This is a genomic window from Corallococcus exiguus, from assembly GCF_009909105.1.
Lineage (GTDB): Bacteria > Myxococcota > Myxococcia > Myxococcales > Myxococcaceae > Corallococcus > Corallococcus exiguus.
The window spans coordinates 158,413-184,735 of the sequence record NZ_JAAAPK010000012.1 but is presented as its reverse complement, the minus strand read 5'-3'; the positions used below and the strand labels follow the sequence as shown (position 1 = coordinate 184,735).

Here is a 26,323-nt window from a genome sequence, read left to right as displayed (position 1 = left end):
GGGCCCGCCCTACGCCGGACCCAGGGTCCTTCAGCCAAACCCTCTTCCTTGCCCCGTCTCCCCTTTTCCTACATGATCGCCCGGTCCACCCGGCGCAGGGCTGTACGGTCGGCGCAGGTGATCCTTGATTGACTTGTCCAAGAATTAGGGTTACGGACGCCCCCTTTCCACTGTACGGGTCGCGCCGGTGATTCAGGCGCTGCCTTCAGCTCTACAGGAGTCGTTGTGTCCAAGCGCACGTACCAGCCGTCGAAGATCCGGCGCAACCGCGCCCACGGGTTCCGTAAGCGGAATGCCACCAAGGGCGGCCGGGATGTCCTCAAGCGCCGCCGCGCCAAGGGCCGTAAGCGCCTGGTGGTGTCGTCGTTCAAGAAGTAACTGGGCGCACGGACGATGGCCGAGGGAGCGGCGCCGCGGGTGCCTCAGGCAACCGACGAGCGCTTCCCCAAGGCCTTTCGCCTGCTCCAGCGGCGTGAGTTTCTTGAAGTCCAGGAGGGCGGTCAGAAGCTTCCGTCCGACTGCCTCCTGGCCCTCGTTCAACGCAATTCCCGGGCGCACTCCCGCGTAGGCCTCACCGTTTCCAGCAAGGTGGGCAACGCGGTGGTGCGCGCACGCCTGCGCAGAGTGCTCCGCGAGCTGTTCCGCAAGCACCGCGGGCAATGGCCCCCCGGTCTCGACGTAGTCCTGGTCGTTCGCTCCTCGGCGAAGGAAGCCTCCTTCGCGCAAGTTTCCCGTGCGTTCGACGGTGTCACCCGTAAGCTGCAACGGCTCTTTCCGGCACCGCGCGTGCCTCCTAAAGAGCCCGCCCCATGAGTCCACTCGCCTTCGTCATCGCCCTGCCCATCCGCTTCTACCGGCGGTTCCTGGGGCCGCTGCTGCCGAAGGCGTGTCGGTTCCATCCCTCGTGCTCCACCTACGCCATGCAGGCGCTGGAGAAGCACGGCGGGTTCAAGGGCAGCGCCCTCACCGTCTGGCGCCTGCTGCGCTGCCAGCCATTCCACCCCGGTGGATTCGATCCCGTCCCCTGACGGTTTGCTTCCGCCCGCCCTCCGGCGCCGTGCCGCCGGGGCATAGGGAACTCCATGACGAACGACCCGCTGTCGCCCCAGTCCAACGATTCACAGAAGCGGCTGCTCCTGGCGCTCGCCCTCTCCTTCGCCGCCACCGCCGCCTACACCTTCTTCTTCGCCCCCAAGGGACCGCCCCCGGGCGCGGAGGGGACGGACGCGGGCGTCGAAGTCGCCGCCACGCTGGACGCCGGCACCCCGGGCATGGCCGCCGTGCCGCCGCCGGGTGCGGGAGGCGAGGACGCAGGCACCCACGCGGAGGTCCCGCCGCCCCCCGCGCGCACCGCGGAGTTCGCCCGCCCGGAGGTGAAGTACACCTTCTCCTCGGAGGGCGCCGGCCTCACCTCCGCCGTGCTCCAGGGCACGAAGATGCGCGAGCAGCAGTCGCTCACCGTCAAGGAGGGCTTCGAGAAGCTCTTCGGCAAGGACATCCCCCCGCCGCCGCAGATGAACGTGGCGCACCCGGTCCCCGGCCAGCCCCTGCCGCTCGCGGTGACGATTGAGGGCGCTGCTCCGCTGGCGGCGAACACCCGCTACGCCGTGCAGGAGGGCCCCACCGACAACGGCGGCAGCGTGGTGTTCACCGGCCGCCAGGGTCCGTGGGAGGTGACGAAGACGGTGCTGTGGCCGCGCGAGGGCTTCGAGTTCACCTACACCCTCCAGGTGCGCAACACCTCCGCCCAGGCGCAGTCGGGCGAGCTCAAGGTGCACTACGGTCGCGCCATCGATCCGGAGTTCGAGCACGCGCCGTCCTTCTTCGGCGGCGTGGGCAACCTGAGCCGCTCCACGTGCTGGGTGGAGGACAAGCTCCACAACCTGTCCCCGGGCGACAAGCCGCCGGAGGAGACGAAGGGTCCCATCTCCTTCTTCGGCATCAACCAGCAGTACTTCCTGTCCGCGCTCTACCCGCTGGACGGCGCGCTCAACGGCCACTGCACGCTGACCGCCACGCCCACCGCGCGCGAGGTGTCCGCGGGCTTCCCGCTCAACGTGGCCCCCGGCCAGGTGGCCACGTTCCGCTTCGGCGGCTACGCGGGCCCCAAGGATCCGGACCTGCTGCGCCTGGTGCCCGGCGCGGAGCTGCGCTCGGTGGCGGGCCTGTCCACCACGACCTTCCATCCCATGATGGAGGACACGGTCGACTTCGGCATCTGGGCGGTGGTCTGCAAGATCCTCTTGGCCGTCATGAAGTTCTTCCACGGCATCGTGGGGAACTGGGGCGTCGCCATCATCCTGCTCACCGTGGTGGTGAAGCTGGTGCTGCTGCCGCTCACCTACCGCTCCATGGTCAGCATGGAGGCGGTGAAGGTGCTCCAGCCGAAGATGGAGGAGATCCGCAAGAAGTTCGCGGACGACAAAGAGCGCCAGAACATGGAGATCATGAAGCTGTACCAGGAGGCGAAGGTGAACCCCCTGGGCGGCTGTCTGCCGCTGCTCATCCAGATGCCGGTGTGGATCGCCCTGTTCACGTCGCTGCGCAACAGCTTCGAAATCTACGGCGAGCCCTTCTTCGGCCCCATCTGGCGTGACCTCACCTACAAGGACCCAACGTACATCCTGCCGCTGGCGCTGGGCGTGTCGATGATCATCACGCAGAAGATGCAGCCGCAGATGATGGACGCGGCGCAGGCGCGGATGATGACCTGGGTGATGCCCATCATCTTCACCTTCACGCTGCTCCAGTACCCGGCCGGCCTGTCGCTCTACATCTTCACGAACAACGTGCTCTCCATCGGCCAGCAGTGGGGCCTGCGCAAGTGGCTGGACCGCAACAAGAAGAACCAGACGGGCGGCGGGACGCCGGCGGTCGTCACCGCCGGGGGAGGCAAACGCAAGTGAGCGGGGCACAGGTGGTGGCGGGCGGCGGGGACTTCCGCCCCCGGGTGGAGAAGCTGCTCACGGACATCCTCGGGCTGATGGGGTTCCCCGCGCGGCTGGACCTGCAGGACGCCACCGACGGCAGCCTGTCCGTGGCGCTCCACTTCGAGTCCGGCACGCCTCCGAGCGTGGAGCCGGGCAAGCGCAGCCAGGTGCTGGATTCGCTCCAGTTCCTGCTCAACAAGATGCTCCACCGCCCCGGCGTGGAGCGCCGCTGGGTGATGCTGGGCGCGGGCGCCCACCCGGAGCCCCGGCCGCGCCGTGACGCGGCGGCACAGCAGCAGGCCGCCGCTGCCGCTCCGGTCACGTCCGTGGCGCAGGCGGCTGCCGCCACTCCCGCGCAGCCGCCGGCCCGGGCCGCTGCGCCCGCTCCGGCCGCGCAGCCGCAGCAGCGCAACGCCCGGGGTGGGCAGCCGGCGCAGCAGGCCGCGAAGCCCGCGCAGGCACAGGCCCCCGCGAAGAGCGCGGAGGCGGACGAGCGCACGCTGCAGGTCGAAGAGGATCCGGCGTTCCGGGAGGCCGTCCGCAAGCTCGCGGAGAAGTCCGCCAGCCTGGGGCGCTTCTATGCGTTCGCCGCGATGAAGACTGAGGACCGCGCGCGCGTCCTGAAGGCAGTAGAAGGAGTGGGTGGAGTGAAGGTGGCGGCGGAAGGCGAAGGCCGCAACCGACGCGTGGTGTTCACCCCGGCGAAGCCCGCCCCGATGCCCAAGCGGAGCCTGCTGCCGGACGACGACGAGGACGACGTCGACGCCTGAGCAGGTGTGCCCGCTTCGGGGCCACCGGCGGGCGCGAGAGGAGCGAATGGGTAAGGCGAAGGGGTTGAAGGACAAGCTGTACGGCGCGGCGGTGCTGAAGATGAGCTTCCGCCTGCGAGGGGACGAGGAGTCCCCGGCGTTCCGCTTCGTCTACCCGGGCGTGCTGCGCGACCTGGCGGTCGACGACGCCGAGGTGGAGAAGTACATCGAGGAGCACCGCGACGTCGTGGAGCGCGCCGCTCGCGGCTCCACTCCGCCGCAGGGCGTCCGGTAGGAGGAAAAGGGGCCTCCGCGGCCCCTCTCCCGGGCGTGGGCAGGCCTCCTTCCGGTGCGGACGCATCCCAGGTGAGAATGTGCGCCTTCCGTTTCGAGGGGGCTGCTCCCGTGGGTGCTTCGTCTATTCGTCGTGCACTGGTGGCGTTGCTGTTGTTCGTTTCGGCCTGCAAGTCAGGCGAGGCGGGACCCTCGGGGACACAGGGGCCCATGGGGGAGATGGGCCCTCGAGGCCCTCAGGGGCCGGCGGGCGCGCCCGGTCCCCAGGGTGCTGACGGTGCGACGGGACCTCAGGGGCCCGTGGGCGCGGTGGGACCTCAGGGGATTCCGGGGCCCGCGGGGGCGACCGGTGCCACGGGCCCCAAGGGTGACACGGGGGACTCCACCGCGGACGTGCTCGCAACCGCGCGGATCCGGCTGATTCCGCTGGGCGCCACCGCGCTGGAGTCGGGTGCCGCGCTGCGGGCCGCTGTCGACGCCGTGCCCTCGGATGGTTCGGAGGTCTGGGTGCTGGAGCTGGGGGCCGGGACCTACGATCTGGGGAACACGGGGCTGACGTTGAAGCAGGGCGTGTACCTGCGGGGCCGGGGTGCCCAGGTCTCCCGCGTCGTGTCCTCCACGTCTGGCAATGCCACGGTGGAGGGATGGGTGTGGGCCGGGGTTCGTGACCTCTACATCGGCAACACGGGCGGTGGAGACCGGTCGGTGGCGCTCTACAGCGGCAGCCCCTACTTCACGGTGCGGGACGTCCGGCTCGAAGCGCTTCACGGCAAGACGTTCACGGCCGGCGTGTACTACTCGATGGTGGCCACCATGTGGATGAACGTGATTTCCCACGCGGACATCCGCGCCGAGTCCTCCACCGGCGAGGTGCTGGGGTGCGCCTTCGACTACAGCTACGTGACCGTGGAGGACTCACGGGTGGAGGCGCTGGGCGAGATTCCCACCAAGGCGGTGACGGGCGTGCGGACCTACGGGGGGCATGCGGTTCATCTGCGGCGCCTGCTCATCTCCGCGGGGGCCCAGGGCGGCCCGCGCAACATCGGCGTGCAGGCCGACGACGGCGCGAACACGTCCCTCGTGGATTCCGAGGTCACCGTGGGTCAGGGCGGCCTGTCCGCGGCCGTGTCCGTGGGCGTATTCCCAAACGAATCATCGGGTGGGCGGTTGGTCGTGCGCTCCAGCAAGCTGATTGGGACGTCGAGCCTTTCCGGTCATGGCTTCTATGTGGACTCCAATCCTTGGAACGGGGTGACCCTTCGGATTGATCATTCCAGCATCGAAAACTTCTCCCCCGCGGGCTACGTGAAGGGCGGGACGACGGTCCTGATGGCTCACTCGACGCTCTCGTCCCGACCGGCGGCGGAAGAAGGTTCCATCCTGGGCTGTGCCTCCACCTTCTTGGAGGACCTGACGTCCCTCGGCGCCTCGTGCCAATGATCCGGGCTGACTCCACCACCATCGTCGCGCTCGTCACCGCTCCCGCCTCGGGGGCGGTGGGCATCCTCCGCGTGTCCGGTCCGGCCGCGCTGGAGGTGGGGCGGAGGCTCGCGCCCGGTGTCCCCGCGTCTCCCACGCCGCGCCATGTGTACCTGGCGTCGTTCGTGGACGCGGCGGGCGCGGTGCTGGATGAGGGCCTGTTCCTCTACTTCCAGGCGCCCCGGTCCTTCACCGGCGAGGACGTGGTGGAGCTGCAGGCGCATGGCAGTCCGCGACTGTTGCGGCTGCTGCTCTCGCGGGCGCTGGAGGACGAGCGTGTGCGTCCGGCGCTTCCCGGTGAGTTCACCCGGCGCGCGTTCCTGAATGGCCGCATCGACCTGACCCGCGCGGAGGCGGTCGCGGACCTGGTGGCCGCGGATTCGGAGGCTGCCGTGCGCGCCGCCGCGGCCGGTCTGTCCGGTGCGTTGGCCGAGCGGATCCGCGCGCTGGAGACGCCGCTGCGCGAGCTGCACGCGGACCTGGAAGGCGTCCTCAACTTCCCTGACGAGGCGGAGGGCGCGGACGCGGAAGCCGGTCCTCGCGTCACCGCGTTGCGCTCCGCCGCGGAAGCGCTGCGCGCGGAGGTGGGCCGTGGACGGCTGGTGCGCCAGGGTGCTCGCGTGGCGCTGTACGGCCCGGTGAACGCGGGCAAGTCCACGCTGTTCAACAGGCTGGTGGGCGAGGCCCGCGCGCTGGTGGATGACGAGCCCGGCACCACCCGCGACGCGCTGGAGGCTCGCGTCGAATGGGACGGCCTGGGCGTCACCCTCTACGACACCGCTGGCCTGCGAGAGGCTCCCGGACGCGTGGAGGCCCTGGGCATCGCGCGCACTCGGGAACTGCTCGCGGCCGTGGACCTGGCCGTGCTCGTGCTGCCGCCGGGGACTTCGCGGGACGAGGCCTCGTCCTGGACGCGCGAGGCTGGCGCCACACCCGTGCTCTCCGTCACCGGCAAGTGCGACGTGATGCTGGAGGCTCGGGAGGAACACGGCTCCGCCGCCCTCCCCTCCCCTGCCCCGCCGCGCGTCAGCGGCCTCACGGGCGAGGGCGTGGAGGCGCTCCGGACCTCCGTGCTCACGTGGCTGTGGGGCGGTGGCACCCCCTCTGCGGTGGCGCTCGTCTCAGAGCGTCACGCGGACGCCCTGCGTCGCACCGCCGAGGCGCTGGGCCGTGCAGAAGCGGCGTCACGCGTGTCCACCCTGGAGGTCCTCTCCGGCGAGGTGGGGCTCGCGCTGGAGGCCCTGGGCGAGGTGTCCGGAACCAGCGTTTCCGAAGCGCTTCTGGACACCCTTTTCCAGCGCTTCTGCATCGGGAAGTAGCGCCTTCGCGGGTGGCGGTCCGCATGTCAGACCCCTCCCTAGAATGCCTCGCGTTCACCGGCGCTCCCCGAGGATTCATGACGGCACTTCAGCACCTTCAACCCACCTCCCACTCCCTGCTCTCGGCGCTTCCGTCGGGCTGGGTCGGGGAAATCCTCGATGGCGAGCTGGTGGCCTCGCCCCGCCTCTCCGTGGCGCCCGCTCGCGCGGCCTTCATGATGGGCGTGGAGTTGGGAGAGCGGCTGGATACGCGCCGTGGCGGCAACGGCCGCTGGTGTCTCCTGCGCGCGCCGGAGCTGCACCTGGGCGAGGACATCCTCGTGCCCGACCTGGCCGCGTGGCGCCGTGAGCGCGTGGCCGCCCCGCCGGAGCCCGGCGCCGCCTTCTTCACCCTGGTGCCGGATTGGGTCTGCGAGGTCCTCACCCCCGCCACCACCGCGCTGGACCGGGCCCGCAAGCTGCCCCTGTATGCGCGGGCCGGCGTGTCCTACGTCTGGCTGGTGGACCCCGTCGCGCGCACGCTGGAGGTCTACCAGCGACTCAAGCGCGGCTGGCTCCTCACCGCGAGCCACGAGGACGACGCCCTGGTGCGCGCCGAGCCCTTTACTTCCGTCCCCCTGGAGCTCGGCTCGCTGTGGCTCCCCGACGCGCCGGAGGAGATGCCCCGGCTCGTTGCGGTGCCCTGAAGCCGCGCTTCAGCTCGCGTGCTTGAGGCGCGCTTCGTCGGAGGCGCGCGACAGCCGCCGCACGGAGCGCAGCAGCAGATCCGGATCCACCGGCGCCGCCACGAAGCCTCGCGCATGCACGGCCTGCGCGCGGGGCAGGTCCCGCTCCGGCGCCTTGCCCGCCACCAGCACCTGCGCGCGCAGCCGCTGCGCCAGCACCTCCATCGCGGGCAGCGGCGCCACCACCACTTGCGCCTCGGTCGCGGCGCACACGTCCCCCGTGCTCGCCACCTTCACCGTGAAGCCCGCCCCGCTCAACACCTGCACCAGGCCCGCCGCCGCGTCCGCGCCCCATCCGTACACGAGCACCTGCTCGCGCTCCGTCACGCGCGGCTTCGGCACGGGTGCCCAGGGGAGCTCCAGCGGCGCCAGCATGGGCAGGTTCGCGCTGTCCGCCTGCCGCACGGGTTCGCGGACGGGCTCCGGCGCCAGCATGTCCGTCAGCTCCGCCAGGGACTGGCCCACCACCAGGGGCATGGACTCCTCCCACTCCGGCAGGGTGAAGCTCTCCATCCCGGGACGGCGCTGCGGCGTCGCCGGCTCACCCCGGTACAGCCGCCCGATGGCCCGTCCCAGCGCCGCGTCCGTGGCCAGCCGGGGCACCACCCTCGCCTTGCCGGACACGCTCTTCACCACGTCCAGCGTGGCCAGGCTCGCCGGCGCGGCCAGGGCCACCACCAGCACCTCCCGGAGCCCCTGCCCTTCCAGCCGCAGCGGCACCACGCGGTGGGCCTCCGCCACCTTGCACGGAATCAGCCTCGCGAGCGACGCGTCGAGCGGGCAGGCGTCCAGGTCCACCGACTCCACGCCGGACTGGGCCGCCAGCGCGGACAGCACCGCCTCCGCCGTGCAGAAGCGCTGGTCCACCACCACCTGCCCCAACGCCACGCCCCACTTGCGCTGGTACGCCAGCGCCGACTGCAACTGCAATGCATCCACCACACCCCGCGCGAGCAGGATGTCCCCCAGGCGCTTCTTCATCTCGTTCTCCTCCGGCCCCCCTCCGTGCTCCGGCCGGGACGACCTGCCCACCACTCCTGCCCCTGTACGTCAGGAGGGTGTAAAATTACAGTTAAACCGTAGGAGGCGAGCTGCAGCCAGGTGCTGGTTGCCTGCTCGGACCCAGAAGGTGCCGTTCGGCCACGCCTTCCCGCGGTTTCTCCGTCCTTCAACGAACCCCGCCTCAATCCTTGAGGGGGGGACGACAAAGCGGACGTTCATTGGCAGACCCGAGGGTGGCCGGATGTCGCAGACGTTCCTAGCCTGTACGCATGGCTGACGCGTGCCTGAGAGAATTCGTGCGGATGCTCCGCGCGCGCCGTGCCGCTCCCGGGGGACTCGCGGGGGTGGACGCGCGGATGGCGGGGCTGCACCTGGAGCCCACCAGCCTCAAGCCCTACCTGCACTTCCTACCGGGCCGCTACACGCGCAACCTCGTCCACCGCGACGAGGGCATGGAGATCATCGTCAACTGCTGGTCGCCGGGCGTGGCCTCGCCCATCCATGACCATGACGGTCAGGAGTGCTGGTTCAGCATCCAGCGCGGCGAGTTCCTCCTGGAGAACTACCCCCTGCTGGAGGGCGGAACGCAGCCCGGCCTGGCGCGGCTGGGGGCGCCGGTGCGAGTGGGGCCGGTGGGCGCCGGGCACGTGGACTTCCGCGACCCGGGCACCTCCATCCACCGCGTGAGCATCGCCGGCAACGCGCCGGGCATCACGCTGCACGTCTACGCCGGACCGGTGGCCAGCTGTCTCGTGTTCGATCCGCGGCGCCACCGCTGCGCGTCACACGCCCTGCGCTACCACAGCATCTTCGGGCGGCCGGTGCGGCCCAACGAAGGCCGCGTCCCGGTCCCCCTGCACGTCTGAGCTACCAGCGCACCTCCGGAAGCGGCGCGTACAGCATGCGCCCCTCCGCGCCCTGCCCGGTGAGGCCCAGCTTCGCGCCCACGCGGTACACGGCCCGCACCTGCTCCAGCACCTGGGACGACATGGCGGCGTGGCCGGTGGCCTCGTCATCGCTGTTGTCCGCTTCGTGCTTGCCCAGGAGCTCCGACAGCACCTGGCCCGTGGGCCGGGGGCGCGGGAAGACGACGATGCGGACCGGGGCGTCCTTCTCCAGCTTCGCGGCCTCGCGGGCCAGCTCCAGCGCCTTCGGGTAGCCGCCGAGCGCGTCCACCAGTCCGCGCTCCAGCGCGTCCTCGCCCGTCCACACGCGCCCCTTCGCGACCGCCTGGAGCTTCTCCAGCGGCATGTTCCGCGCCTGGGCGGCGCGGCTGGTGAAGTCCAGGTAGATGGTGTCCAGCTCGGACTCCAACTGCGCGCGCTGCTCGGGGGTGAACCCCTGGTCGGAGCTGGAGAAGGTGGCGTTCTTGCCGAAGGCGATGGTGTCGAAGTTCACGCCCAGCTTCGCCCACAGCTCCGACGTGACGAACTTGCCGTTGTACACGCCGATGCTCCCCGTCAGCGTGCCCGGCTGGGCGACGATCTTGTCCCCGGCCATGGCCACGAAGTAGCCGCCGCTGGCTGCGTACGTCCCCATGGAGACGATGACGGGCTTGCCCGCTTCACGCGCGCGCTGCACCTCCCGGCGGATGGTGTCGCTGGCGGAGTAGCTGCCGCCCGGGCTGTCCACGCGGAAGAGGATGGCCTTCACGGACGGGTCCTCCACCGCCTTGCGGAAGGCCGCCGCCACCGTGTCGCCGCCCATCACCTGGCCGCCGGAGAGCGGGTTGGACTGGCTCTTGCCGCGCAGCACCTCACCCACGCCGTAGATGAGCGCGATGGTGGTGCCCGTCTGGTGCGGCCGGCCCGCACGCTCCAGGTACTTGTCCACGTAGAGGAACTCCGCGCCGTCTCCGGCCTGCTTCTTCAGCTCGTCGTGGATCTCGTCGCGGTAGCGCAGCCCGTCCACCAGCTTCGCGTCCACGGCCGCCTGTCCCATGAAGGGCGCGCGGTCGATGAGCGCGCGCACCTCGTCCTCGGTCAGCTTGCGGCCCTCGGCCACGCCCTTCACCACCTGCTGGAAGAGGCCGCCGCCGAAGGCCTCGGTGGCCTCGCGCTGGTGGGGGCCGTAGGACTCGTCGGTGAAGGTGTTGACGGCGTTCTTGAACTCGGCGCGCTTGCCGAACTCCGGCTTCACGCCGAGCTTCGCGAAGGCGTCGCGCGCGAAGGGCGTCTCCATCACCAGGCCGGTGAGCCCCACGTCGCCGGAGGGCTGGATGTAGACGGCGTCGAAGGCGCTCGCGAGGTAGTAGGCGCCCGTGCCGTTGCCCGCCTCACCGAAGCCATCCGCGTAGGCCACCGCTCGCTTGCCCGACGCGCGGAAGGCCTTCACCGCGTCCCGCAGCTCCTGCACCTGCGCCGAGCTGCCCGGCTGCCCGATTCGCACCACCAACGACTTCACCCGGGGGTCCGTGGCGCCCTTCTCCAGGCCCTCCACTACGTCCCGGAGTGACGTGGGTTCCTCGCCGAAGGCGCCCGCCAGGGACGTGTCCAGCGTGTACTCCGGCAGCGGCTGCTGCAGGTCCAGCTCCAGCACCAGGTTGGACGGCACGCCTGGCTTGCTCGATGCCGCGAGCATCAACAGCCCCACCACACCCACCACGAAGAGGATGGACAGCGCTCCAATGAAGGCCAGCGCGCCAATGAAGAAGCGTTTCATCCGGAAGGACTCCTGGTGCCCAAGTACCCGAGGGGCGTTCCCCCATCTGGCGGCCTACCATCAACGCGCGCGTCCGACGACGCTTGCGTGCGATGCATTGATGGACGGCGGACGGGGAGCCAGGGCCCTCCCCTCCTGGTGGCCCTGGGGCGGGCCAGCATCCGGCCCCGGGCGAGGGCCTCCGCGGTGCACACCGTCCTTCTTGGAGCCAGGGGTATCCGGCCCCGGGAGGCACGGGATGCAGAAGCGACGGTTGGGCAATTCCGACATGGACCTCACGGCGCTGGGGTTCGGCGCGTGGGCCATTGGAGGGGGCAGCTGGGTGTTCGCCTGGGGCGCGCAGGACGACGCGCAGTCCATTGAAGCCATCCAGCGCGCGTTGGATTCGGGCATCAACTGGATTGATACGGCGGCGGTGTATGGGCTGGGGCACTCCGAGGACGTGGTGGCCCGGGCGCTGAAGGGCCGGGACAAGCGCCCGTATGTCTTCACCAAGTGCGGGATGGTCTGGGATGACGAGGGCAAGGTCAGCCGCAGGTTGAAGGCGGACTCGGTGCGCAAGGAGTGTGAGGCGTCGCTGCGCCGGCTGAAGGTGGATGCCATTGATTTGTATCAGGTGCACTGGCCGGTGGATGCCGAGGCGGAGCTTGAAGAGGGATGGACGGCGCTTGTGGAGCTGCAACGGCAGGGCAAGGTGCGCTGGTTGGGCGTGTCCAACTTCAATGTCTCGCAGCTGGAGCGGGTGCGGCGCATTGCTCCGGTCACGTCGTTGCAGCCGCAGTACTCGCTCATCCATCAGGACATCGAGGACGAACTGCTGCCCTACTGCCAGAAACAGGGCATCGGGGTGATTGTGTATTCACCCATGGCGTCCGGCCTGCTGACCGGGGCGATGACACGCGAGCGCATCCTGGCAATGCCAGATGACGACTGGCGCCGCGGGAGCGCGGACTTCCAGGAGCCGAAGCTGTCGCATCACCTGTCGCTGGTGGAGCGCATGCGTGAAGTGGGCGCGAGGCATGGGCGTTCTCCAGCGGAGGTGGCCCTTGCCTGGACGTTGCGGGATCCGGCCGTCACCGCCGCCATCGTGGGGGCGCGCAGCGCGAAGCAGGTGGAGGGTTTCATCCACGCGGGGGACTTCCGGCTGACGTCCGAGGAGGTCCGCGAGGTGGAGGAGGTCCTGGGGGCCGGCTCCGCGATGGCGCCTGGCGGCATCTACGCCTGAGTGAGGAGGCGCATGGAGGGCTCAGTTCTCCCCTGGGCCGTCCATGCGCACTTCCAGGACGTCGATGCGCTTGCGGTCCGTGGTCTGGGCATCCGCGAGGTGATTCAGCATCCGACCCATTTGACCGAACATCTTCGTCTGGGTGCGTTTGACGCCATCTACCTCCCTCGCCAGCTCAGAGACGTGCGTGGTGAGCTCCCCCATGTTGTCGCGGAACCCATCCACCTCCCGCGAGAAGGCACGCACCTGATCCGCGAAGATCCGGGTCTTCCTGTAGACGACCCGGCACTTCATGCGGAGCACCCGCAGCGCCTTCTGGGTTCGCGCGTACTGCACCTCCGACTCCTCCTGCATCTCGCGGAACTCCTGCAGCATCTGCAGCATCAGGTCCCCGCCCATCGCCTTCGCCATTCCGTACCCTCCCTGGTGACGCGCGAATCTCCTACCAACCCATCCTGACATCGGATCCGCGCCAGGATACATGACGACCTGTGAGGTTGGAAGCGCGGAACAGGACCTGGACGGTCCACGGGTGTCCCTGGGTGGACGCCTGCCGGGTGGGCCTGGGTTTCTCGGGATGGGAGGACCCGGTGGAGCGGTTAGAAGTCCCGTGCCTACTCCTTCGCACCCTGAGGACCGCATGACGCGTCGTACACCGCTCGCCCTGCTGGCTGTCCTGCTCGTGGCGGCCCCGCCCGTGTGGGCCCGGGCCCCGGCTCCCCTTCCGAAACCCGCTGCCTCCTCGACCGCGCGCGCCCAGACGAAGCCGGCCGCCCTGACCCCCGTCGCGAGCGTGGAGGGCATCACCGAATACCGCCTGCCCAATGGCCTTCGCGTCCTGCTCTTCCCGGACCCCACCAAGGCCACCGTCACCGTCAACGTCACCTACCTGGTGGGCAGCAAGCACGAGGGCTACGGCGAGACGGGCATGGCGCACCTGCTCGAACACCTGATGTTCAAGGGCACGCCCACCACCCCCAACGTGCCCCAGGCCCTCACCGAACGCGGCGCGCGTCCCAACGGCACCACCTGGTTGGATCGCACCAACTACTACGAGACCCTGCCCGCATCGGACGACAACCTGTCGTGGGCGCTGTCCTTCGAAGCGGACCGCATGGTCCACAGCTTCATCGCGCGCAAGGACCTGGACAGCGAGATGACCGTGGTCCGCAACGAGTTCGAGTCCGGCGAGAACGATCCGCGCGGCATCCTCTTCAAGCGCACCATGAGCGCCGCGTACCGCTGGCACAACTACGGCAAGGCCACCATCGGCGCGAAGGCGGACCTGGAGCACGTGCCCATCGACCGGCTCCAGGCCTTCTACCGGCGCTACTACCGCCCCGACAACGCGACGCTCGTCATCGCTGGACTCTTCCAGCCGGAGAAGGCCCTGGCGCTCGTGCAGTCCACCTTCGGCAAGCTGCAGAAGCCCGCGGAGCCCGTGCCCGTCACGTACACCGAGGAGCCCACCCAGGACGGTGAGCGCGAAGTGACGCTGCGCCGCGTGGGCGACAACCAGCTCATCTCCAGCGTCTACCACGTGCCCGAGGGCGCCCACCCCGACTTCGCCGCCATCGACGTGCTCACCCAGGTGCTGGGCGATGTGCCGTCCGGCCGCCTCTACAAGTCGCTCGTGGAGACGAAGAAGGCCTCGCGCGCGGGCGCGTTCAACTTCCAGCTGCGCGACCCGGGCGTCATCGGCTTCCGCGCCGAGGCCCGCCAGGATCAGCCCCTGCCCCCCGTGCGTGAAGCGTTGATCAAGACCGTGGAGGAGGCCTCCCGCACGCCCTTCACCGACGAAGAGGTGAACCGCGCGAAGACGGCCCTCGCGAAGCAGACGGAGCTGCTGCTCAACAACTCCGAGCGCGCCGCCATCCTCCTGTCCGAGTGGGCCGCCGTGGGCGACTGGCGCCTGCTTTTCCTGCACCGCGACCGCATCGAGGCCGTCACGCCCGCGGACGTCACCCGCGTGGCCGCCGCGTACCTCAAGAGCTCCAACCGCACGATGGGCACCTTCGTGCCCACGCCGAAGCCGGACCGCTCGGAGCTGCCGCCCGCGGTGGACGTGGCGAAGATGGTGGACGGCTACCAGGGCAAGGCCGCCGTCGCCCAGGGCGAGGCCTTCGACCCCTCCCCCGCCAACATCGAGTCTCGCGTGCAGCGCGGCGAGCTGGCCAACGGCGTGAAGTACGCGCTGCTGCCCAAGAAGACGCGCGGTGAGATGGTCAACCTGGCGCTGGACCTGCGCTGGGGCACCGCGGAGACCTTGAACGGCAAGCTGCCCGCCGCCACCTACGCGGGCGGCATGTTGATGCGCGGCACCACGAAGCACACCCGCCAGCAGCTCTACGACGCGCTCGACAAGCTCAAGGCCCGCGTGGGCGTGGACGGCGGCGCGATGGGCGCCAGCGTCTCCATCGAGTGCCCTCGCGCGAGCCTCCCGGAGGTTCTCAAGCTGGTGGCCGAGGTGCTGCGCGAGCCCGCGTTCGACGCGAAGGAGTTCGCGCTCCTCAAGCAGGAGCGGCTGGCCTCGCTGGAGTCGCAGCGCAGCGAGCCGCAGCCCCAGGCCAGCATCGCGTTCTGGCGCCTGCTCAGCTCCCAGTACCCCAAGGGCCACCCGTACTACGTGCCCACCCTGGATGAACGCCTGGCCGACGCGAAGGCCGTCACGCTGGAGCAGGCGCGCGACTTCCATCGCAAGTTCTACGGCGCCTCGCGCGGGGAGCTCGCGGTGGTGGGTGACTTCGACGCGAAGGAGCTCACCTCGCTCGTGGGCCCCCTGCTCGACGGATGGAAGAGCCCGGCACCCTACGCGCGCGTGCCCCGCACGTTCCAGGACGTGGCTCCGAAGTCAGTCGTGCTGGAGATGCCGGACAAGGCCAACGCGTACTTCCTCGCGGGACAGCTGCTCCAGATTCGCGACGACCACGCGGACTGGCCCGGCATGATGATGGGCAACTTCATGCTGGGCGGTGGCTTCCTCAACTCGCGGCTGGCCACGCGCGTGCGTCAGCAGGACGGCCTGTCCTATGGCGTGGGCAGCAGCCTGTCCGCCCAGGAGCTGGACACCGTGGGCTGGTTCCTCACCTACGCCATCTACGCGCCGCAGAACGCCCAGAAGCTGGAGGCGGCCATGCGCGAGGAGGTCACCCGCGCCGTGCAGAAGGGCTTCACGCAGCAGGAGCTGGACAAGGCGCGCGCGGGCCTCCTGGAGTACCGGCAGTCCGCCCGGGCGCAGGATGGGAACCTGGCGCAGCAGCTGACCGAAGGCCTTTATCTGGGCCGCACGCTGAAGTTCGACGCGGAGCTGGAGGCGAAGCTCCAGAAGCTGACCGCCGAGGACGTGCGCAAGGCCCTGTCCAACCACCTGGACTTCAGCAAGGCCACCCTCGTGCGCGCGGGTGACTTCGCGAACGTCGCCAAGCAGCAGGCCCCGGTTCCCGCTTCGGGGCCGGCCAAGGCTCCCGCGGCTCCGTAAGTCCGTGTCTGTCATTGGGCATGGGCGCTAGAGTCCGCCCATGCCCGTGCAACTGGTGGAAGGCGACCTGCTGGACCAGCCGGTGGACGCCATCGTCAACGCGTGGAACCGGAACATCATCCCCTGGTGGCTGCTGTTGCCCCAGGGGGTGTCCGGGGCCATCAAACGCCGGGGTGGCACGGCGCCGTTCCGCGAGGTCGCGCGCGTGGGGCCCATGCCGTTGGGCTCGGCGGTGGTGACCGGGCCGGGGCGCCTGCCCTTCAAGGGCATCATCCACGTCGCGGGCATCAACATGCTCTGGCGTGCGTCCGCGCGGTCCATCCAGGACTCGGTGCGAAACGCGCTGGAGCGGGCCGGGGAGCATGGCTTCCGCTCCGTGGCGTTCCCCATCATCGGCGCGGGCTCCGGGAGCTTCAACGAGGACCGCGCGCTGGAGTTGATGCGCGAGGCGTTGGGGGATGCCCCTTCTTTCGACGTGCGCGTGGTGCGCTTCCGCCGTTAGACGGAGCGCACCTCTTCACACGCGAAGCGAGGGTGACATGATCGACCTGTACACGTGGGGCACGCCGAACGGTTTCAAGGTCTCCGTGGCGCTGGAGGAACTGGCGCTGCCGTACACCGTGCATGCGCTGGACATCTCCACCGGGGTGCAGAAGCAGCCCGCGTTCCTGGCCATCAACCCCAACGGCCGCATCCCTGCCATCGTGGACCGCGCGGAGGGCGACTTCGCCGTCTTCGAGTCCGGCGCCATCCTCATCTACCTGGCGGAGAAGACGGGCCGGCTGATGCCCACGGATGCGAAGGGCCGCTCGCGAGTCATCCAGTGGTTGATGTTCCAGATGGGCGGCGTGGGCCCCATGCAGGGGCAAGCCAACGTCTTCTTCCGCTACTTCCCGGAGAAGATTCAGCCCGCCATCGACCGGTACCAGAACGAGACGCGCCGCCTGTACACGGTGCTGGAGAGCCGGCTGAAGGACCACGAGTACCTGGCTGGCGACTACAGCATCGCGGACATCGCGAACTGGGCGTGGGTGCGCTCGCACGAGTGGGCGGGCGTGTCCCTGGACGGGCTGCCGGGCGTGCAGCGGTGGCTGGCCGCCATCGAGAACCGGCCCGCGTCGCAGCGTGGACTGGACGTGCCCACGCCTCGCAAGCAGGAGGACGCTCGGACCGCCGCGCAGCGCATCGAGGGTGCTCGCGGGCTCATCCAGCGCTGAGGCGCCCTCCCCTCCCCTGCCCCGTCGCATGCCCCCGAACATCCGGACATCCGAGCCCGGCGTGCGCATGATGGGGCCGTTCATGGCTCCCGAGACGGGAGCCCAGGGAGCGGATGACATGGGAGTGGTGCGGAGCCTGGGGCGGTGGGCCGGACTGTGTCTGGCATTGGGACTGTGGGGCGCGTGCTCGCCAAGCGGTGGCGGCACCGTGCGCGCGTCGCGGGACAACGTGGCGCCGGATGGCTGCGCGCCGGCCACGTGCTCGCAGGCGATGGTGGCCTGTGGCCGGACGCCGGATGGGTGCGGCGGGTTCATCGACTGCGGCGACTGTCAGGCCGGTACGTGCACCCACGGCCGCTGCGTGGCCCCGCCCGTGCCCGCCGAGCCGAAGAAGGACCCTTCGGGCCCCATCAGCACCTGCACCCCCGGGTGCAAACCCAACGAGTCCTGCGTGGACGACCGCTGCGTCTGCCAGCGCGCGACGTGCGCCACGCTGGGACTGAAGTGCGGCACCGCGGATGACGGCTGCGGCGGCGTGTTGCAGTGCGGCGCGTGCGTGCCGGCGTGCCGGCCGGACGAGATGGAGTGCTGCGGCGCGTGCATCCCCAAGTCGGACGGGCGCTGCCCGGAGAACGTGCACTGCCCCAGCCGGTCGAACCCCCCGGCCACCCGCTGACGCCGAGCGGTTCCGGGCCCTGGTGAAGGGCCTGGAACCGGCAATGTCAGACCCCCCCGCTATACCCTTCCCCGTCGCGCACACGGGAGGTCCGCCGGCCTCGCTGGTTCGAGTCCGAAATCCCAATGCGCCCTCACCGCACGGGGAGGTCTGGCTCCCGTGTGTGCGACGCCATGTGAAGGCACGAGGTCCGGGGGACTCGTGCGGGCAAGGTCCCATGGATGCCATCGCCGTCGAAGGGCCAGAGACGCCACCGGTGTGTCAGGCGCGTCCTTGACGGATCCACGATGACTGGTGCGCGCGAGGCGGGCGGCGTTGTTACCCCTCCCACTGCCCGCCTCGCGTGCTCCCAAACTTGGCCAGGCCATGTCTGTGTTTGGGCCACGGCCCAGGCGGGTGAGGAACCTGCCGGGTGGACGGTGTCCCCAGGGTCGGCTTGCCACGGACGCGCCGGGGCGTGATACCCCCGGGACGCGATGGAACTCCGATACGACATCGTCGTGGTGGGGCTGGGCCACGCGGGCTGCGAGGCGGCGCTCGCGTGTGCTCGCATGGGCCTGTCCACCCTGGGCGTGACGCTCAAGCGCGAGCGCGCCGCCGTGATGAGCTGCAACCCCGCCGTGGGTGGCACCGCCAAGGGGCACCTGGTGCGCGAGCTGGATGCGCTCGGCGGACAGATGGGCCGCGCGGCGGACCTCGCGGGCACTCACGTCAAGGTCCTCAATCCCTCCAAGGGCCCCGCCGTGCAGGCCACTCGCGTCCTCTGCGACCGCGACGCCTACGCCGCCGGCATGCAGGCCGTGCTCTTCACCCAGCCGAACCTCACCGTGCTCGAGGGCGAAGTCTCGGCCGTCGTCGCGGAAGAGGGGAGGGTGAAGGGCGTGGTGCTGGGGGACGGCACCCAGGTGGTGGCCCGCGCGGTGCTCCTCACCACCGGCACCTTCCTTCGCGCGCTCATGCACGTAGGCGAGCAGAAGGAGGTCGGCGGCCGACTGGGAGACGAAGCCGCGCGCGGCTTGTCGGAGTCACTGCACGTGCTCGGCTTCACGCTGGGCCGCTTCAAGACGGGCACGCCCGCGCGCCTGTCCCGCGACAGCATCGACTGGGACGCCGTCACTCCGCAGTCGGGAGACGTCGGCGTGCGGCCGTTCTCCTGGCGCACGCAGGTGGAGCAGGGCCTGCCGTTCCCGCGTCGGCCCTCGGTGATGTGCGGCCTCACCGCGACGACAGAGGCGACGCACCGGCTGCTGCGCGACAACCTGCACCGCTCACCGCTGTTCCAGGGGGACATCGTGGGGCGAGGGCCCCGGTACTGCCCGTCGCTGGAGGACAAGGTGGTGCGCTTCGCCGCTCGGGAACGGCACCAGGTGTTCCTCGAACCGGAAGGGCCCACGTCGCCGCTCGTGTACCCGGCGGGCCTGTCCACCAGCATGCCCGCGGACGTGCAGCTGGAGTTCCTGCGCACCATCCCGGGCCTGTCCCGCGTGGAGGTGGTCCGCTACGGCTACGCGGTGGAGTACGACTTCGCGCCGCCCACGCAGCTGCACCCCACGCTGGAGACGAAGGCCGTCGCGGGCCTGTTCTTCGCGGGCCAGCTCAACGGCACCTCCGGCTACGAGGAGGCCGCCTTCCAGGGCCTGTGGGCCGGCATCCAGGCGGCGCTCCAGGTGAAGGGCGAACCGGCGCTCGTCGTGGGCCGTGACGAAGCGCACGGCGCGGTGCTCGTGGATGACCTGGTGACGAAGGGCGTGGATGAACCGTTCCGCATGTTCACCAGCCGCTCCGAACACCGGCTCAAGCTGCGCGAGGGCAACGCGGACCTGCGGCTCGCGCGTCACGGGCATCGCGTGGGGCTCCTGCCGAAGGAGGCCATGGAGCGCGCGGAGGCTCGGGGCCACGCGGTGATGGCGGAGGTCGCGCGGCTCAAGCGCACCGGTCTGGCGATGCGGCTCAAGCGCCCGGAGGTGACGTACGCGCAGCTGGCGCAAGAGCGCGAGGACTTCCCGGTGCTCGCCCCCGAGGTCGCGGAGGAGGTGGAGGTGGAGGTGAAGTACGAGGGCTACATCGCCCAGGCCGCCCGGGCCGCGGCGCGCGAGGCGGAGGCGTCCGACCGTTGGCGCATCCCAGAAACGTTCCGCTTCACGGACGTGCGCGGTCTGGGTACGGAGGCGGTGGAGAAGTTGTCCGCGCACCGGCCCGGGACGGTGGGGCAGGCTCGGCGGATTCCGGGCCTGACGCCTGCCGCGGTGTCCCTGCTCCTGGTCGCTCTCAAGCGGGGACAGGGGCCGTCAAGTGATCAGGAACAGGGCTGTGGATAACGTGTGGACATTTCTGGGGATTGATTTCTCCTGAGTGATTCCAAGGACTTGAAGGGCCCTTCGGGGTGGAGGTGTTGTGGATAACGCGCGGTTCTCAGATCAGCTGGCATCCGGATGCAGTGCGTTGGGCATCACCGTGGGACCGGACGTGGGCCCCAAGCTCCAGCGGCTGATGGCGGAGCTCCTGAAGTGGAACGCGAAGGTGAACCTCACGGCCATCACCGCGCCGGAGGAGGTGCTGGAGAAGCACTTCCTGGATTCGCTCGCGGTGCTGCCGGAGGTGAAGGGCGCGACGTCGCTCCTGGACCTGGGCGCGGGCGCGGGCTTCCCCGGGCTGCCACTCAAGCTGGAGCTGCCTGAGATGGGCGTGACGCTGGTGGACACGGTGGGCAAGAAGATCGCGTTCATCAAGGCCGCCGCCGCCAGCCTGGGCCTCGTCGGCGTGCGCGGACTGCACGCTCGAGCGGAAGGGAAGCCGGAGACGGAAGGGATTCCGCGCGCGCAGGTGCTCATCGCTCGCGCGTTCATGGACCTGCCGGACTGGCTGAACCTGGCGCCCGCGTACTTGGAGGAGGGCGGACGCGTGGTGGCGATGCTGGGCAAGCAGCAGACGGACGCGGAGCTCCAGGCGCGCGCGGCCGAGCGCAACCTGCGCGTGGTGTCCGCTCGGGCGTACCGGCTCCCGTTCTCCGGCGCCGAGCGACAGGTCGCGGTGTTCGCGAAGCAGTAGGGGAGGGGAGGGCGCTCGGGCTCGGCTTCAGTGCGAGCCCAGGGCCGCCAGCTCCTGCTGGACCCCACGGAAGTGCTCCAGCACGTGCTCGAGCGCGTGCTCGGAGAGGAAATCCATGCCCTGCATGGAGCCCTCGGCCGCGATGGCGGCGCGCTCGAACATGGCAGCCTCGTAGCCCTTCACGGCCTGGCTCCAGTCGGAGTCCGCCGCGAGCGCGAGCCCCAGCTCCAGTCCGTCGAGCATCGCCATGTTCACGCCCTCGCCGCCAAAGGGCGGCATCACGTGGGCCGCGTCCCCGAGCAGCGTCACTCCCGGCCGGTGTGTCCAGCGGTGGCCCACCGGCAGCGCGACGATGGGGCGCGCGGCGATGCTGTCATTGCACGCGTCGATGAACGCGAGCAGGGACGGCGCCCACCCCGGGAGCAGCGCCTTGAGTTGTTCGCGGGCCCGGGCAGGGGAGGACGTATCCACGAGCCCCTGTTGGAGCTGTGCCTCGGACACCCGGAACATGAAGTAGGCGCGCACGTGGCCGTGGCTGCTGCGCTGCGCGATGAGGCCCTGGTTGCCCCCGACCACGGAGATCTTCCCTCGCGGGAGCAGCTTCGCGACCTCCGGATGCCGCGTGTCCACGTCGTCGATTTGCAGCTCGATGAAAAGCACGCCCGTGAAGGCCGGCGTCGCGGAGGACACGAGCGGGCGGACCTTCGACCACGCGCCATCCGCGCCCACCACCAGGTCGAACTCACCGAGCGAACCCGCCGGACCCACGACGCGGTAGCGCCCATCGGGGAGCGGCTCCACGGCGGACACCTTGCTTCCCCAGCGGATCCGTTCCGCGGACAGGCTTTCCAGCAGCAGGGAGCGCAGCTGCGTGCGGTCGATTTCCGGCCGGTCGCCGGCGCTCGCCTCGTTGTGCTGGAAGTGGAGCGTCCCCTGCGCGTCATAGATGGCGTCACCCTGGTCGTCGTACCGGGCGACGGCCTTGAACTCCGCCTCCAATCCGGCCTCGCGAAGCGCGCGCAGCCCGGAGTCGGCGTGCAGGTCCAGCGAACCTCCCTGGGGACGGGCGAGCGGGTGCTCATCCAGCTCGAACACCGTGGCCGCGATGCCCCGTGTCGCCAGGATCCGCGCCAACGTCAGCCCACCCGGACCACCTCCGATGATTCCCACTGTCTTGGTCATGTGCATAGCTTGCTATGTAAATTGAGATAGGCTCCTATGCAACCCAAAGGGACTGCCGGGGGTTGAGCGCGCTTCGCACCTGGTGCCGCGGGTTCAAGAGGGACGCCTGCGTCCGATGGGCCTCGGCATGGGCAGCTGCCGGTGCTTCATGCGTTAGAGGACGGGAGCGCGAAGTCGCAGAAGGACCTGGCGAAGTGGGCGCGGGTGGAGCAGCCGACTTTGGCGGAGCTGCTGTCACGCATGGAGCGCGACGGCGCGGTCCAGCGCGAAGGAGAAGGCGCAGTTGGTGAGCCTGCTTCAGCGCGTGGTGGAGCACCTGGAACGGTGACGCGGATCCGCGACCGCTTCAGCGGTGCTCGGATCCATCGCACGGGGAAGCAGCAGGGCCTCCCGTCCGAGTCGCGCCGCACGAACTTGTCCGACAGTCGGACAGGTTTGGAGAACCCGGTCGGGAGGAGGGGAGGGCACCTCACGAGCGTCCGCGTGGGATGCGTGGAACACACGGTGTCGATGCCTCACGCGGACGGTTCGCCTAACGTTCCGCCGCGTGACGGACACCTCCCGCAGCTCCGGGCGCGTCGAGCTCGCGCACTTCCTTCGCAGCCGCCGTGAGCGTTTGCGTCCGGAGGACGTGGGACTTCCTTCCGGTTCGCGGCGACGCACGCCGGGCCTTCGCCGCGAGGAACTGGCGCGGCTCGCCGACGTGGGCGTCAGTTGGTACACGTGGCTTGAGCAGGGGAGGGACATCCACATCTCCGAACCGCTGCTGGAGCGCCTGGTGGTCGCGCTCCGCCTCACGCCGACGGAACGTCTGCACCTCTTCGCGTTGGCGCACGGCCGGCCCGCGCCCATGCCCGTGCGCTCACCGGAGTCGGTCAGCGACGCGCTTCAACGACTGCTCGATGCGCATCCTTTTCCGGCGCTCGTCTCCACTCGACGGTGGGACATCGTCGCGTGGAACGCGGCGGCGACGGTCCTCTACGCGGACCTGGAACTTCCGGCCTCTTCATTGGAGGAGCGCAACGGCTTGTGGGCGCTGTTCATGAATCCAGAGCGGCGCGCGTGCATGCCTTCGTGGGATGAGGCGGTGCGCCGCGCCGTGGCGGGGTTCCGGATGGACGCCGCGAGGGCCGCGGACCGGTCGGAGTTCGACGCGCTGGCGGAGAAGCTCCAGTCCGCGAGCCCGGAGTTCGCGCGCCTCTGGAGCGAGCACGACGTGGTGGAGACCGCCTCCATGGTGAAGGTGTTCCTCCTTCCGAAGTGGGGGCCCGTCGCGTTCGAGAACGTCACGCTCACGTACTCGGAACCCGACGGCCGGGAGCTGCGCGTGTCCTTCTACTCGCCGCGTCCCGGTCCCAACCTGGAGCGCACGCGGAAGCTGTTCCAACCGTCGTCGCCGCCCGGTCCGGACCGGACGTAGCCCACGCGAATCCGCGGGCTGATCATCACGGATTGAAGCGAACGCCGGTCCACGCCTCGCTCGCGGACCACAGCTGGTCGGCCCGCTTCGGATCCACGGCCCAGTCCTTCACGCCGCGCCGGATGGTGGCGTCCGCGGGCGCCATCACGGCGATGTCGACGTTCTCGCAGTAGACGCCGCCCTTGCCCGCGAGCTGGGGGCTGGTCGCGCACCAGACCGTGGTCGCGGCGCCCTGGTCCACTGTCTTCAGCGGTTCGATCTTGTTGGAGTTCTCGACGGAGGCGCGGACCTCCTCCTCGGACATGTGCCGGGCCAGGTCCGTGAGGATGCCGCCGGGATGGACGGCGAACGCGCGCACTCCGTGGGCCTCGCCGCGCGCATCCAGTCCGACGGCGAAGAGGATGTTCGCGGTCTTCGACTGCCCGTAGGCGACCCACTTGTCGTAGGGGCGCTGCTGGAAGAAGGGGTCCTCGAAGTCGACGCCGGCGAAGAAGTGGCCGCGCGATGACAGGCACACCACGCGCGCGCCGTTCGCCTGCTTCAGCGCGGGCCAGAGCCGGGCGGTGAGCTGGAAGTGGCCCAGGTGGTTGGTGGCGAATTGGGACTCGAACCCGCGCGCGTCGCGGGTGAGCGGTGAGGCCATGATGCCCGCGTTGTTGATGAGCAGGTGCAGAGGCCGGCCGGACGCGACGAAGCGGGATGCGAACGCATCGATGGACGCCGGGTCGAAGAGGTCCATGGGCTCCAGCTCCACACGCTCCAATCCAGCGAGCGCGGCGCGCGCCTTGTCGGGAGTCCGCGCGGGGACGATGACGGTGGCACCCGCGGCGTGGAGCGTGCGGGTGGTCTCCAGTCCGATGCCCGCGTAGCCGCCGGTCACGATTGCGACGGTGCCATCCAGCCGGGTGTTGCCGAGCGCCTCGCGTGCGGTGGTGGTCGCGCCGAAGCCGGAGTTCAGGGGCTGCTGTTTCGTGGTCATGGGCACAAGGTGCAGGCCCGCGGTCCGCGCGAAAAGAGCGTCAATTCATCCTATGTCTGGCACCACCCGGATGCGGATCCGGGAAGGGGAGGGCGACACATGGACGCGGTGAAGTTGCGGGTCGCGAGGCCGACACGGGACCTGGACGCGGTGGTGCGCTTCTACCGGAACGGGTTGGGCTTCGAGGTGCTCGGAGGGTTCGAGGACCACGCGGGGTTCGACGGCGTGATGCTCGGGCATGCGGGGGCGCCGTATCACCTGGAGTTCACGATGGAGCACGGACACGAAGCACCGCGAGCTCCGTCCGAAGACCACCTCCTGGTTTTCTACGTGCCGGACCCGGAGGCGTGGGCGGAGCGGGTCCGATGCATGGAGGCCGCGGGCTTCGCGCCGGTGCGGTCGCGCAATCCGTACTGGGATGCGAACGGAAGGACCTTCGAGGATCCGGACGGCTACCGCGTCGTGCTTCAGCAAGCCGCCTGGTCGCGCTGAACGGTGAAGCGCGGCGGCGCGTGTTCCACGTGGAACGTCTGTGGCCGAGTCGCCCGGATGCGTTCGCGGGTCCCGAGGCTTCGCGTTCCACGTGGAACACGTCATCGAGTTCAGCCGCGTGATGAAGCGAAGTTCGGGACCGTCGCCGTGAATCACGGCATCGACTTGAGTCCCCGGACCTCCATGCGGATGGAGCGCATGTCCGAGGGCTCGGCGCGAAAGCACATGCGGGCCGGACTCCCTGCTCCAACGTTGGGTGGCTTCCTGTTCCACGTGGAACGCCCAAGGCGGAGTCGGTCGGATGCGTTCGTTTCTCATGTGGCTCCGCGTTCCACGTGGAACACGTTCACGGCGAGAGGCGTGAAGCGGAACGCGGACGCACGTGATGCCCACGTTCCACGTGGAACACGCGCTGACTGAAGTCCCGCGGATGGACCCGAAGGTTGATGCGGTTGAGTCCTGTCTGAGGACCACGAGGGTCCGCGTGGAAGCCTGTTCGCGAAGGAGCGGACTCACGTCGTTGTTCGCGCATGGGCATGCAGGTGGACCCGCATCACACCGCTGCTTCGCACCCAGGCATGAGCATGCACAGGACCTCGCAGTCATGAGTTCCGCCCACCATCGGATCCGGTGCGCGACGGGCATCGCTGAAAGGGACGAAGCGATGGAGGCACGGGCTGAGTGGCCGACCGGTGTTCCACGTGGAACACGGCCGACCTCCGGTCCGCGTGTGGAGGCGCTGGCGAACAAGCGTTGAAGCGACACGCGGTTGTTCGCCGTGGCGTTGAACCGTGGCTGACCTGGAGCGCTTGATGGTGCGAAGGGGAGGGGAGCTGGCGCTCATGCGGCCTCGCATGTTCCACGTGGAACACGCTCCAAGAAGGGGCTCCCCTGGTTGCTCGGACAGCGGTCGTCAGCGTGAGGGGCAGCGCATTGGATGTGCTGTTGGGGGATGAAGAAGAGACCGCGTGACCGGCTCCACATCAGGCTCGCGGCACGGCGGTTCGCAGGCCTTTGGGTATCGGATCCGGACAAGCATCCATGCGGCGGTTCATGGATGGCGGATGCGATGCGCGGTGGATGAAAGGGAGCCCCAGGCTGGTTGCTCCTTCCCCAACCACGGGTCGAATCGCGCGTGCTGGAAGTGGTTCAGGCACTTCCACTTCGCGGCCTCCGTGACGTGTTCCACGTGGAACGTCCCGGCATGGATGCGGCGCTTGAAGTGAGCAACGCGCTCAACAGGCACCAGCGAGTTCATGGCCGGTGAAGCTGATGGAGGCGACTGCGTGTTCCACGTGGAACCTCATGGTGGTGGACCGTGCCTTCCGCGACCACGGTCCGCATGAAGCGCTGAAGGCTCTGTCGAAGCGCAGTGGTGGGGTTGGCTTGAGCGTGTTCCACGTGGAACGTGCCGGTGGATCCACTGCCTGGGCATGGTCAGACCGCT

Annotated in this window: 24 protein-coding genes; 19 read left to right on the top strand and 5 right to left on the bottom strand. The window is 69.6% G+C overall.

Annotation, left to right across the window (positions count from 1 at the left end):
- Nucleotides 1–225 precede the first annotated feature (225 nt).
- From rpmH to GTZ93_RS35230, 9 genes are all read left to right on the top strand, one after another.
- Complete coding sequence (rpmH, locus tag GTZ93_RS35270; RefSeq protein ID WP_120526629.1) at nucleotides 226–378, top strand: 50S ribosomal protein L34; 153 nt, start codon at nucleotides 226–228, stop codon at nucleotides 376–378.
- Between the two features lie 15 nt (nucleotides 379–393).
- On the top strand, nucleotides 394–813 hold the full coding sequence (gene rnpA, locus GTZ93_RS35265) for a ribonuclease P protein component (RefSeq protein WP_120576130.1): 420 nt from the start codon (nucleotides 394–396) through the stop codon (nucleotides 811–813).
- Nucleotides 810–1,028, top strand: coding sequence for a membrane protein insertion efficiency factor YidD (yidD, locus tag GTZ93_RS35260; protein ID WP_120576129.1), 219 nt, complete (start codon nucleotides 810–812; stop codon nucleotides 1,026–1,028). Before rnpA ends, yidD begins: the two co-directional genes overlap by 4 nt.
- Nucleotides 1,029–1,082: 54 nt before the next feature.
- Entirely contained in the window at nucleotides 1,083–2,906 is a 1,824-nt protein-coding gene (gene yidC, locus GTZ93_RS35255) for a membrane protein insertase YidC (protein ID WP_139917481.1), read from the top strand.
- Nucleotides 2,903–3,700, top strand: a complete 798-nt coding sequence (locus tag GTZ93_RS35250; RefSeq protein ID WP_139917479.1) for a hypothetical protein — start codon at nucleotides 2,903–2,905, stop codon at nucleotides 3,698–3,700. Before yidC ends, GTZ93_RS35250 begins: the two co-directional genes overlap by 4 nt.
- A 46-nt stretch (nucleotides 3,701–3,746) precedes the next feature.
- Nucleotides 3,747–3,974 (top strand): hypothetical protein, encoded by a 228-nt coding sequence (locus GTZ93_RS35245; protein ID WP_139917477.1) that lies wholly within the window; start codon nucleotides 3,747–3,749, stop codon nucleotides 3,972–3,974.
- Between the two features lie 308 nt (nucleotides 3,975–4,282).
- A complete protein-coding gene (locus GTZ93_RS35240) occupies nucleotides 4,283–5,413 on the top strand; it encodes a collagen-like triple helix repeat-containing protein (protein WP_219629063.1) in 1,131 nt (376 codons plus the stop codon).
- On the top strand, nucleotides 5,410–6,771 hold the full coding sequence (gene mnmE, locus GTZ93_RS35235) for a tRNA uridine-5-carboxymethylaminomethyl(34) synthesis GTPase MnmE (protein WP_167548582.1): 1,362 nt from the start codon (nucleotides 5,410–5,412) through the stop codon (nucleotides 6,769–6,771). The genes GTZ93_RS35240 and mnmE overlap by 4 nt, the downstream gene beginning before the upstream one ends.
- Before the next feature lie 77 nt (nucleotides 6,772–6,848).
- Complete coding sequence (locus tag GTZ93_RS35230) at nucleotides 6,849–7,457, top strand: Uma2 family endonuclease (protein ID WP_120576125.1); 609 nt, start codon at nucleotides 6,849–6,851, stop codon at nucleotides 7,455–7,457.
- 9 nt (nucleotides 7,458–7,466) lie between these two features.
- On the opposite strand, the gene GTZ93_RS35225 is transcribed toward GTZ93_RS35230, so the two are convergent.
- Nucleotides 7,467–8,477 carry a GspE/PulE/PilB domain-containing protein gene (locus GTZ93_RS35225; RefSeq protein ID WP_139917474.1) on the bottom strand — a complete coding sequence of 337 codons (1,011 nt, stop codon included), beginning with the start codon at nucleotides 8,475–8,477 and terminating at the stop codon, nucleotides 7,467–7,469.
- A gap of 323 nt (nucleotides 8,478–8,800) precedes the next feature.
- Here GTZ93_RS35225 and GTZ93_RS35220 point away from each other — a divergent pair, with 323 nt between their 5' ends.
- Nucleotides 8,801–9,364 carry a cysteine dioxygenase gene (locus GTZ93_RS35220; protein WP_257979110.1) on the top strand — a complete coding sequence of 188 codons (564 nt, stop codon included), beginning with the start codon at nucleotides 8,801–8,803 and terminating at the stop codon, nucleotides 9,362–9,364.
- 1 nt (nucleotide 9,365) lies between these two features.
- Here GTZ93_RS35220 and sppA read toward each other — a convergent pair whose 3' ends face one another.
- Entirely contained in the window at nucleotides 9,366–11,159 is a 1,794-nt protein-coding gene (gene sppA, locus GTZ93_RS35215) for a signal peptide peptidase SppA (protein ID WP_139917470.1), read from the bottom strand.
- A gap of 238 nt (nucleotides 11,160–11,397) precedes the next feature.
- Between sppA and GTZ93_RS35210 the strand changes: the two genes are divergently transcribed.
- On the top strand, nucleotides 11,398–12,384 hold the full coding sequence (locus GTZ93_RS35210) for an aldo/keto reductase (protein ID WP_139917469.1): 987 nt from the start codon (nucleotides 11,398–11,400) through the stop codon (nucleotides 12,382–12,384).
- A 21-nt stretch (nucleotides 12,385–12,405) separates the two neighbouring features.
- Here the strand turns inward: GTZ93_RS35210 and GTZ93_RS35205 are convergent, their stop codons facing one another.
- Nucleotides 12,406–12,795 carry a hypothetical protein gene (locus GTZ93_RS35205; RefSeq protein WP_139917467.1) on the bottom strand — a complete coding sequence of 130 codons (390 nt, stop codon included), beginning with the start codon at nucleotides 12,793–12,795 and terminating at the stop codon, nucleotides 12,406–12,408.
- A 229-nt stretch (nucleotides 12,796–13,024) separates the two neighbouring features.
- Here GTZ93_RS35205 and GTZ93_RS35200 point away from each other — a divergent pair, with 229 nt between their 5' ends.
- The 6 genes from GTZ93_RS35200 (at nucleotide 13,025) to rsmG (ending at nucleotide 20,803) form a co-directional block, all read left to right on the top strand.
- Nucleotides 13,025–15,862: a M16 family metallopeptidase gene (locus tag GTZ93_RS35200; RefSeq protein ID WP_180946045.1), complete on the top strand. Its 2,838-nt coding sequence runs from the start codon at nucleotides 13,025–13,027 to the stop codon at nucleotides 15,860–15,862.
- Between the two features lie 40 nt (nucleotides 15,863–15,902).
- On the top strand, nucleotides 15,903–16,364 hold the full coding sequence (locus tag GTZ93_RS35195; RefSeq protein WP_120579470.1) for a macro domain-containing protein: 462 nt from the start codon (nucleotides 15,903–15,905) through the stop codon (nucleotides 16,362–16,364).
- Nucleotides 16,365–16,401: 37 nt separating this feature from the next.
- Nucleotides 16,402–17,079, top strand: a complete 678-nt coding sequence (locus GTZ93_RS35190) for a glutathione S-transferase family protein (protein WP_120579471.1) — start codon at nucleotides 16,402–16,404, stop codon at nucleotides 17,077–17,079.
- A gap of 82 nt (nucleotides 17,080–17,161) precedes the next feature.
- A complete protein-coding gene (locus tag GTZ93_RS35185) occupies nucleotides 17,162–17,755 on the top strand; it encodes a hypothetical protein (RefSeq protein WP_139921476.1) in 594 nt (197 codons plus the stop codon).
- Between the two features lie 476 nt (nucleotides 17,756–18,231).
- Complete coding sequence (gene mnmG, locus GTZ93_RS35180; RefSeq protein ID WP_139921474.1) at nucleotides 18,232–20,073, top strand: tRNA uridine-5-carboxymethylaminomethyl(34) synthesis enzyme MnmG; 1,842 nt, start codon at nucleotides 18,232–18,234, stop codon at nucleotides 20,071–20,073.
- A gap of 76 nt (nucleotides 20,074–20,149) precedes the next feature.
- The gene (gene rsmG, locus GTZ93_RS35175; RefSeq protein WP_120579475.1) at nucleotides 20,150–20,803 is read left to right on the top strand and encodes a 16S rRNA (guanine(527)-N(7))-methyltransferase RsmG; all 654 of its coding nucleotides are present in this window, start codon (nucleotides 20,150–20,152) and stop codon (nucleotides 20,801–20,803) included.
- Between the two features lie 27 nt (nucleotides 20,804–20,830).
- Here the strand turns inward: rsmG and GTZ93_RS35170 are convergent, their stop codons facing one another.
- Nucleotides 20,831–21,985 carry an FAD-dependent oxidoreductase gene (locus tag GTZ93_RS35170; protein WP_257979407.1) on the bottom strand — a complete coding sequence of 385 codons (1,155 nt, stop codon included), beginning with the start codon at nucleotides 21,983–21,985 and terminating at the stop codon, nucleotides 20,831–20,833.
- A 547-nt stretch (nucleotides 21,986–22,532) separates the two neighbouring features.
- Here GTZ93_RS35170 and GTZ93_RS35165 point away from each other — a divergent pair.
- The gene (locus GTZ93_RS35165; protein ID WP_139921470.1) at nucleotides 22,533–23,405 is read left to right on the top strand and encodes a helix-turn-helix transcriptional regulator; all 873 of its coding nucleotides are present in this window, start codon (nucleotides 22,533–22,535) and stop codon (nucleotides 23,403–23,405) included.
- Between the two features lie 25 nt (nucleotides 23,406–23,430).
- Here GTZ93_RS35165 and GTZ93_RS35160 read toward each other — a convergent pair whose 3' ends face one another.
- Nucleotides 23,431–24,384 carry an oxidoreductase gene (locus tag GTZ93_RS35160; RefSeq protein ID WP_139921468.1) on the bottom strand — a complete coding sequence of 318 codons (954 nt, stop codon included), beginning with the start codon at nucleotides 24,382–24,384 and terminating at the stop codon, nucleotides 23,431–23,433.
- Between the two features lie 99 nt (nucleotides 24,385–24,483).
- Between GTZ93_RS35160 and GTZ93_RS35155 the strand changes: the two genes are divergently transcribed.
- Nucleotides 24,484–24,876: a VOC family protein gene (locus GTZ93_RS35155; protein WP_139921466.1), complete on the top strand. Its 393-nt coding sequence runs from the start codon at nucleotides 24,484–24,486 to the stop codon at nucleotides 24,874–24,876.
- The last annotated feature ends 1,447 nt before the right edge of the window (nucleotides 24,877–26,323 follow it).

Excerpts from the sequence above, each read along its gene's own strand:
- GTZ93_RS35185 (WP_139921476.1), top strand. The coding sequence starts at position 17,162 with ATGGCTCCCGAGACGGGAGCCCAGGGAGCGGATGACATGGGAGTGGTG.
- rnpA (WP_120576130.1), top strand. The coding sequence starts at position 394 with ATGGCCGAGGGAGCGGCGCCGCGGGTGCCTCAGGCAACCGACGAGCGC.
- GTZ93_RS35245 (WP_139917477.1), top strand. The coding sequence starts at position 3,747 with ATGGGTAAGGCGAAGGGGTTGAAGGACAAGCTGTACGGCGCGGCGGTG.
- GTZ93_RS35230 (WP_120576125.1), top strand. The coding sequence starts at position 6,849 with ATGACGGCACTTCAGCACCTTCAACCCACCTCCCACTCCCTGCTCTCG.
- yidD (WP_120576129.1), top strand. The coding sequence starts at position 810 with ATGAGTCCACTCGCCTTCGTCATCGCCCTGCCCATCCGCTTCTACCGG.
- yidC (WP_139917481.1), top strand. The coding sequence starts at position 1,083 with ATGACGAACGACCCGCTGTCGCCCCAGTCCAACGATTCACAGAAGCGG.
- GTZ93_RS35205 (WP_139917467.1), bottom strand. The coding sequence starts at position 12,795 with ATGGCGAAGGCGATGGGCGGGGACCTGATGCTGCAGATGCTGCAGGAG.
- GTZ93_RS35160 (WP_139921468.1), bottom strand. The coding sequence starts at position 24,384 with ATGACCACGAAACAGCAGCCCCTGAACTCCGGCTTCGGCGCGACCACC.
- sppA (WP_139917470.1), bottom strand. The coding sequence starts at position 11,159 with ATGAAACGCTTCTTCATTGGCGCGCTGGCCTTCATTGGAGCGCTGTCC.
- GTZ93_RS35225 (WP_139917474.1), bottom strand. The coding sequence starts at position 8,477 with ATGAAGAAGCGCCTGGGGGACATCCTGCTCGCGCGGGGTGTGGTGGAT.
- mnmE (WP_167548582.1), top strand. The coding sequence starts at position 5,410 with ATGATCCGGGCTGACTCCACCACCATCGTCGCGCTCGTCACCGCTCCC.
- GTZ93_RS35200 (WP_180946045.1), top strand. The coding sequence starts at position 13,025 with ATGACGCGTCGTACACCGCTCGCCCTGCTGGCTGTCCTGCTCGTGGCG.
- GTZ93_RS35195 (WP_120579470.1), top strand. The coding sequence starts at position 15,903 with ATGCCCGTGCAACTGGTGGAAGGCGACCTGCTGGACCAGCCGGTGGAC.
- mnmG (WP_139921474.1), top strand. The coding sequence starts at position 18,232 with ATGGAACTCCGATACGACATCGTCGTGGTGGGGCTGGGCCACGCGGGC.
- GTZ93_RS35190 (WP_120579471.1), top strand. The coding sequence starts at position 16,402 with ATGATCGACCTGTACACGTGGGGCACGCCGAACGGTTTCAAGGTCTCC.
- GTZ93_RS35170 (WP_257979407.1), bottom strand. The coding sequence starts at position 21,985 with ATGACCAAGACAGTGGGAATCATCGGAGGTGGTCCGGGTGGGCTGACG.
- GTZ93_RS35210 (WP_139917469.1), top strand. The coding sequence starts at position 11,398 with ATGCAGAAGCGACGGTTGGGCAATTCCGACATGGACCTCACGGCGCTG.
- GTZ93_RS35220 (WP_257979110.1), top strand. The coding sequence starts at position 8,801 with ATGCTCCGCGCGCGCCGTGCCGCTCCCGGGGGACTCGCGGGGGTGGAC.
- GTZ93_RS35155 (WP_139921466.1), top strand. The coding sequence starts at position 24,484 with ATGGACGCGGTGAAGTTGCGGGTCGCGAGGCCGACACGGGACCTGGAC.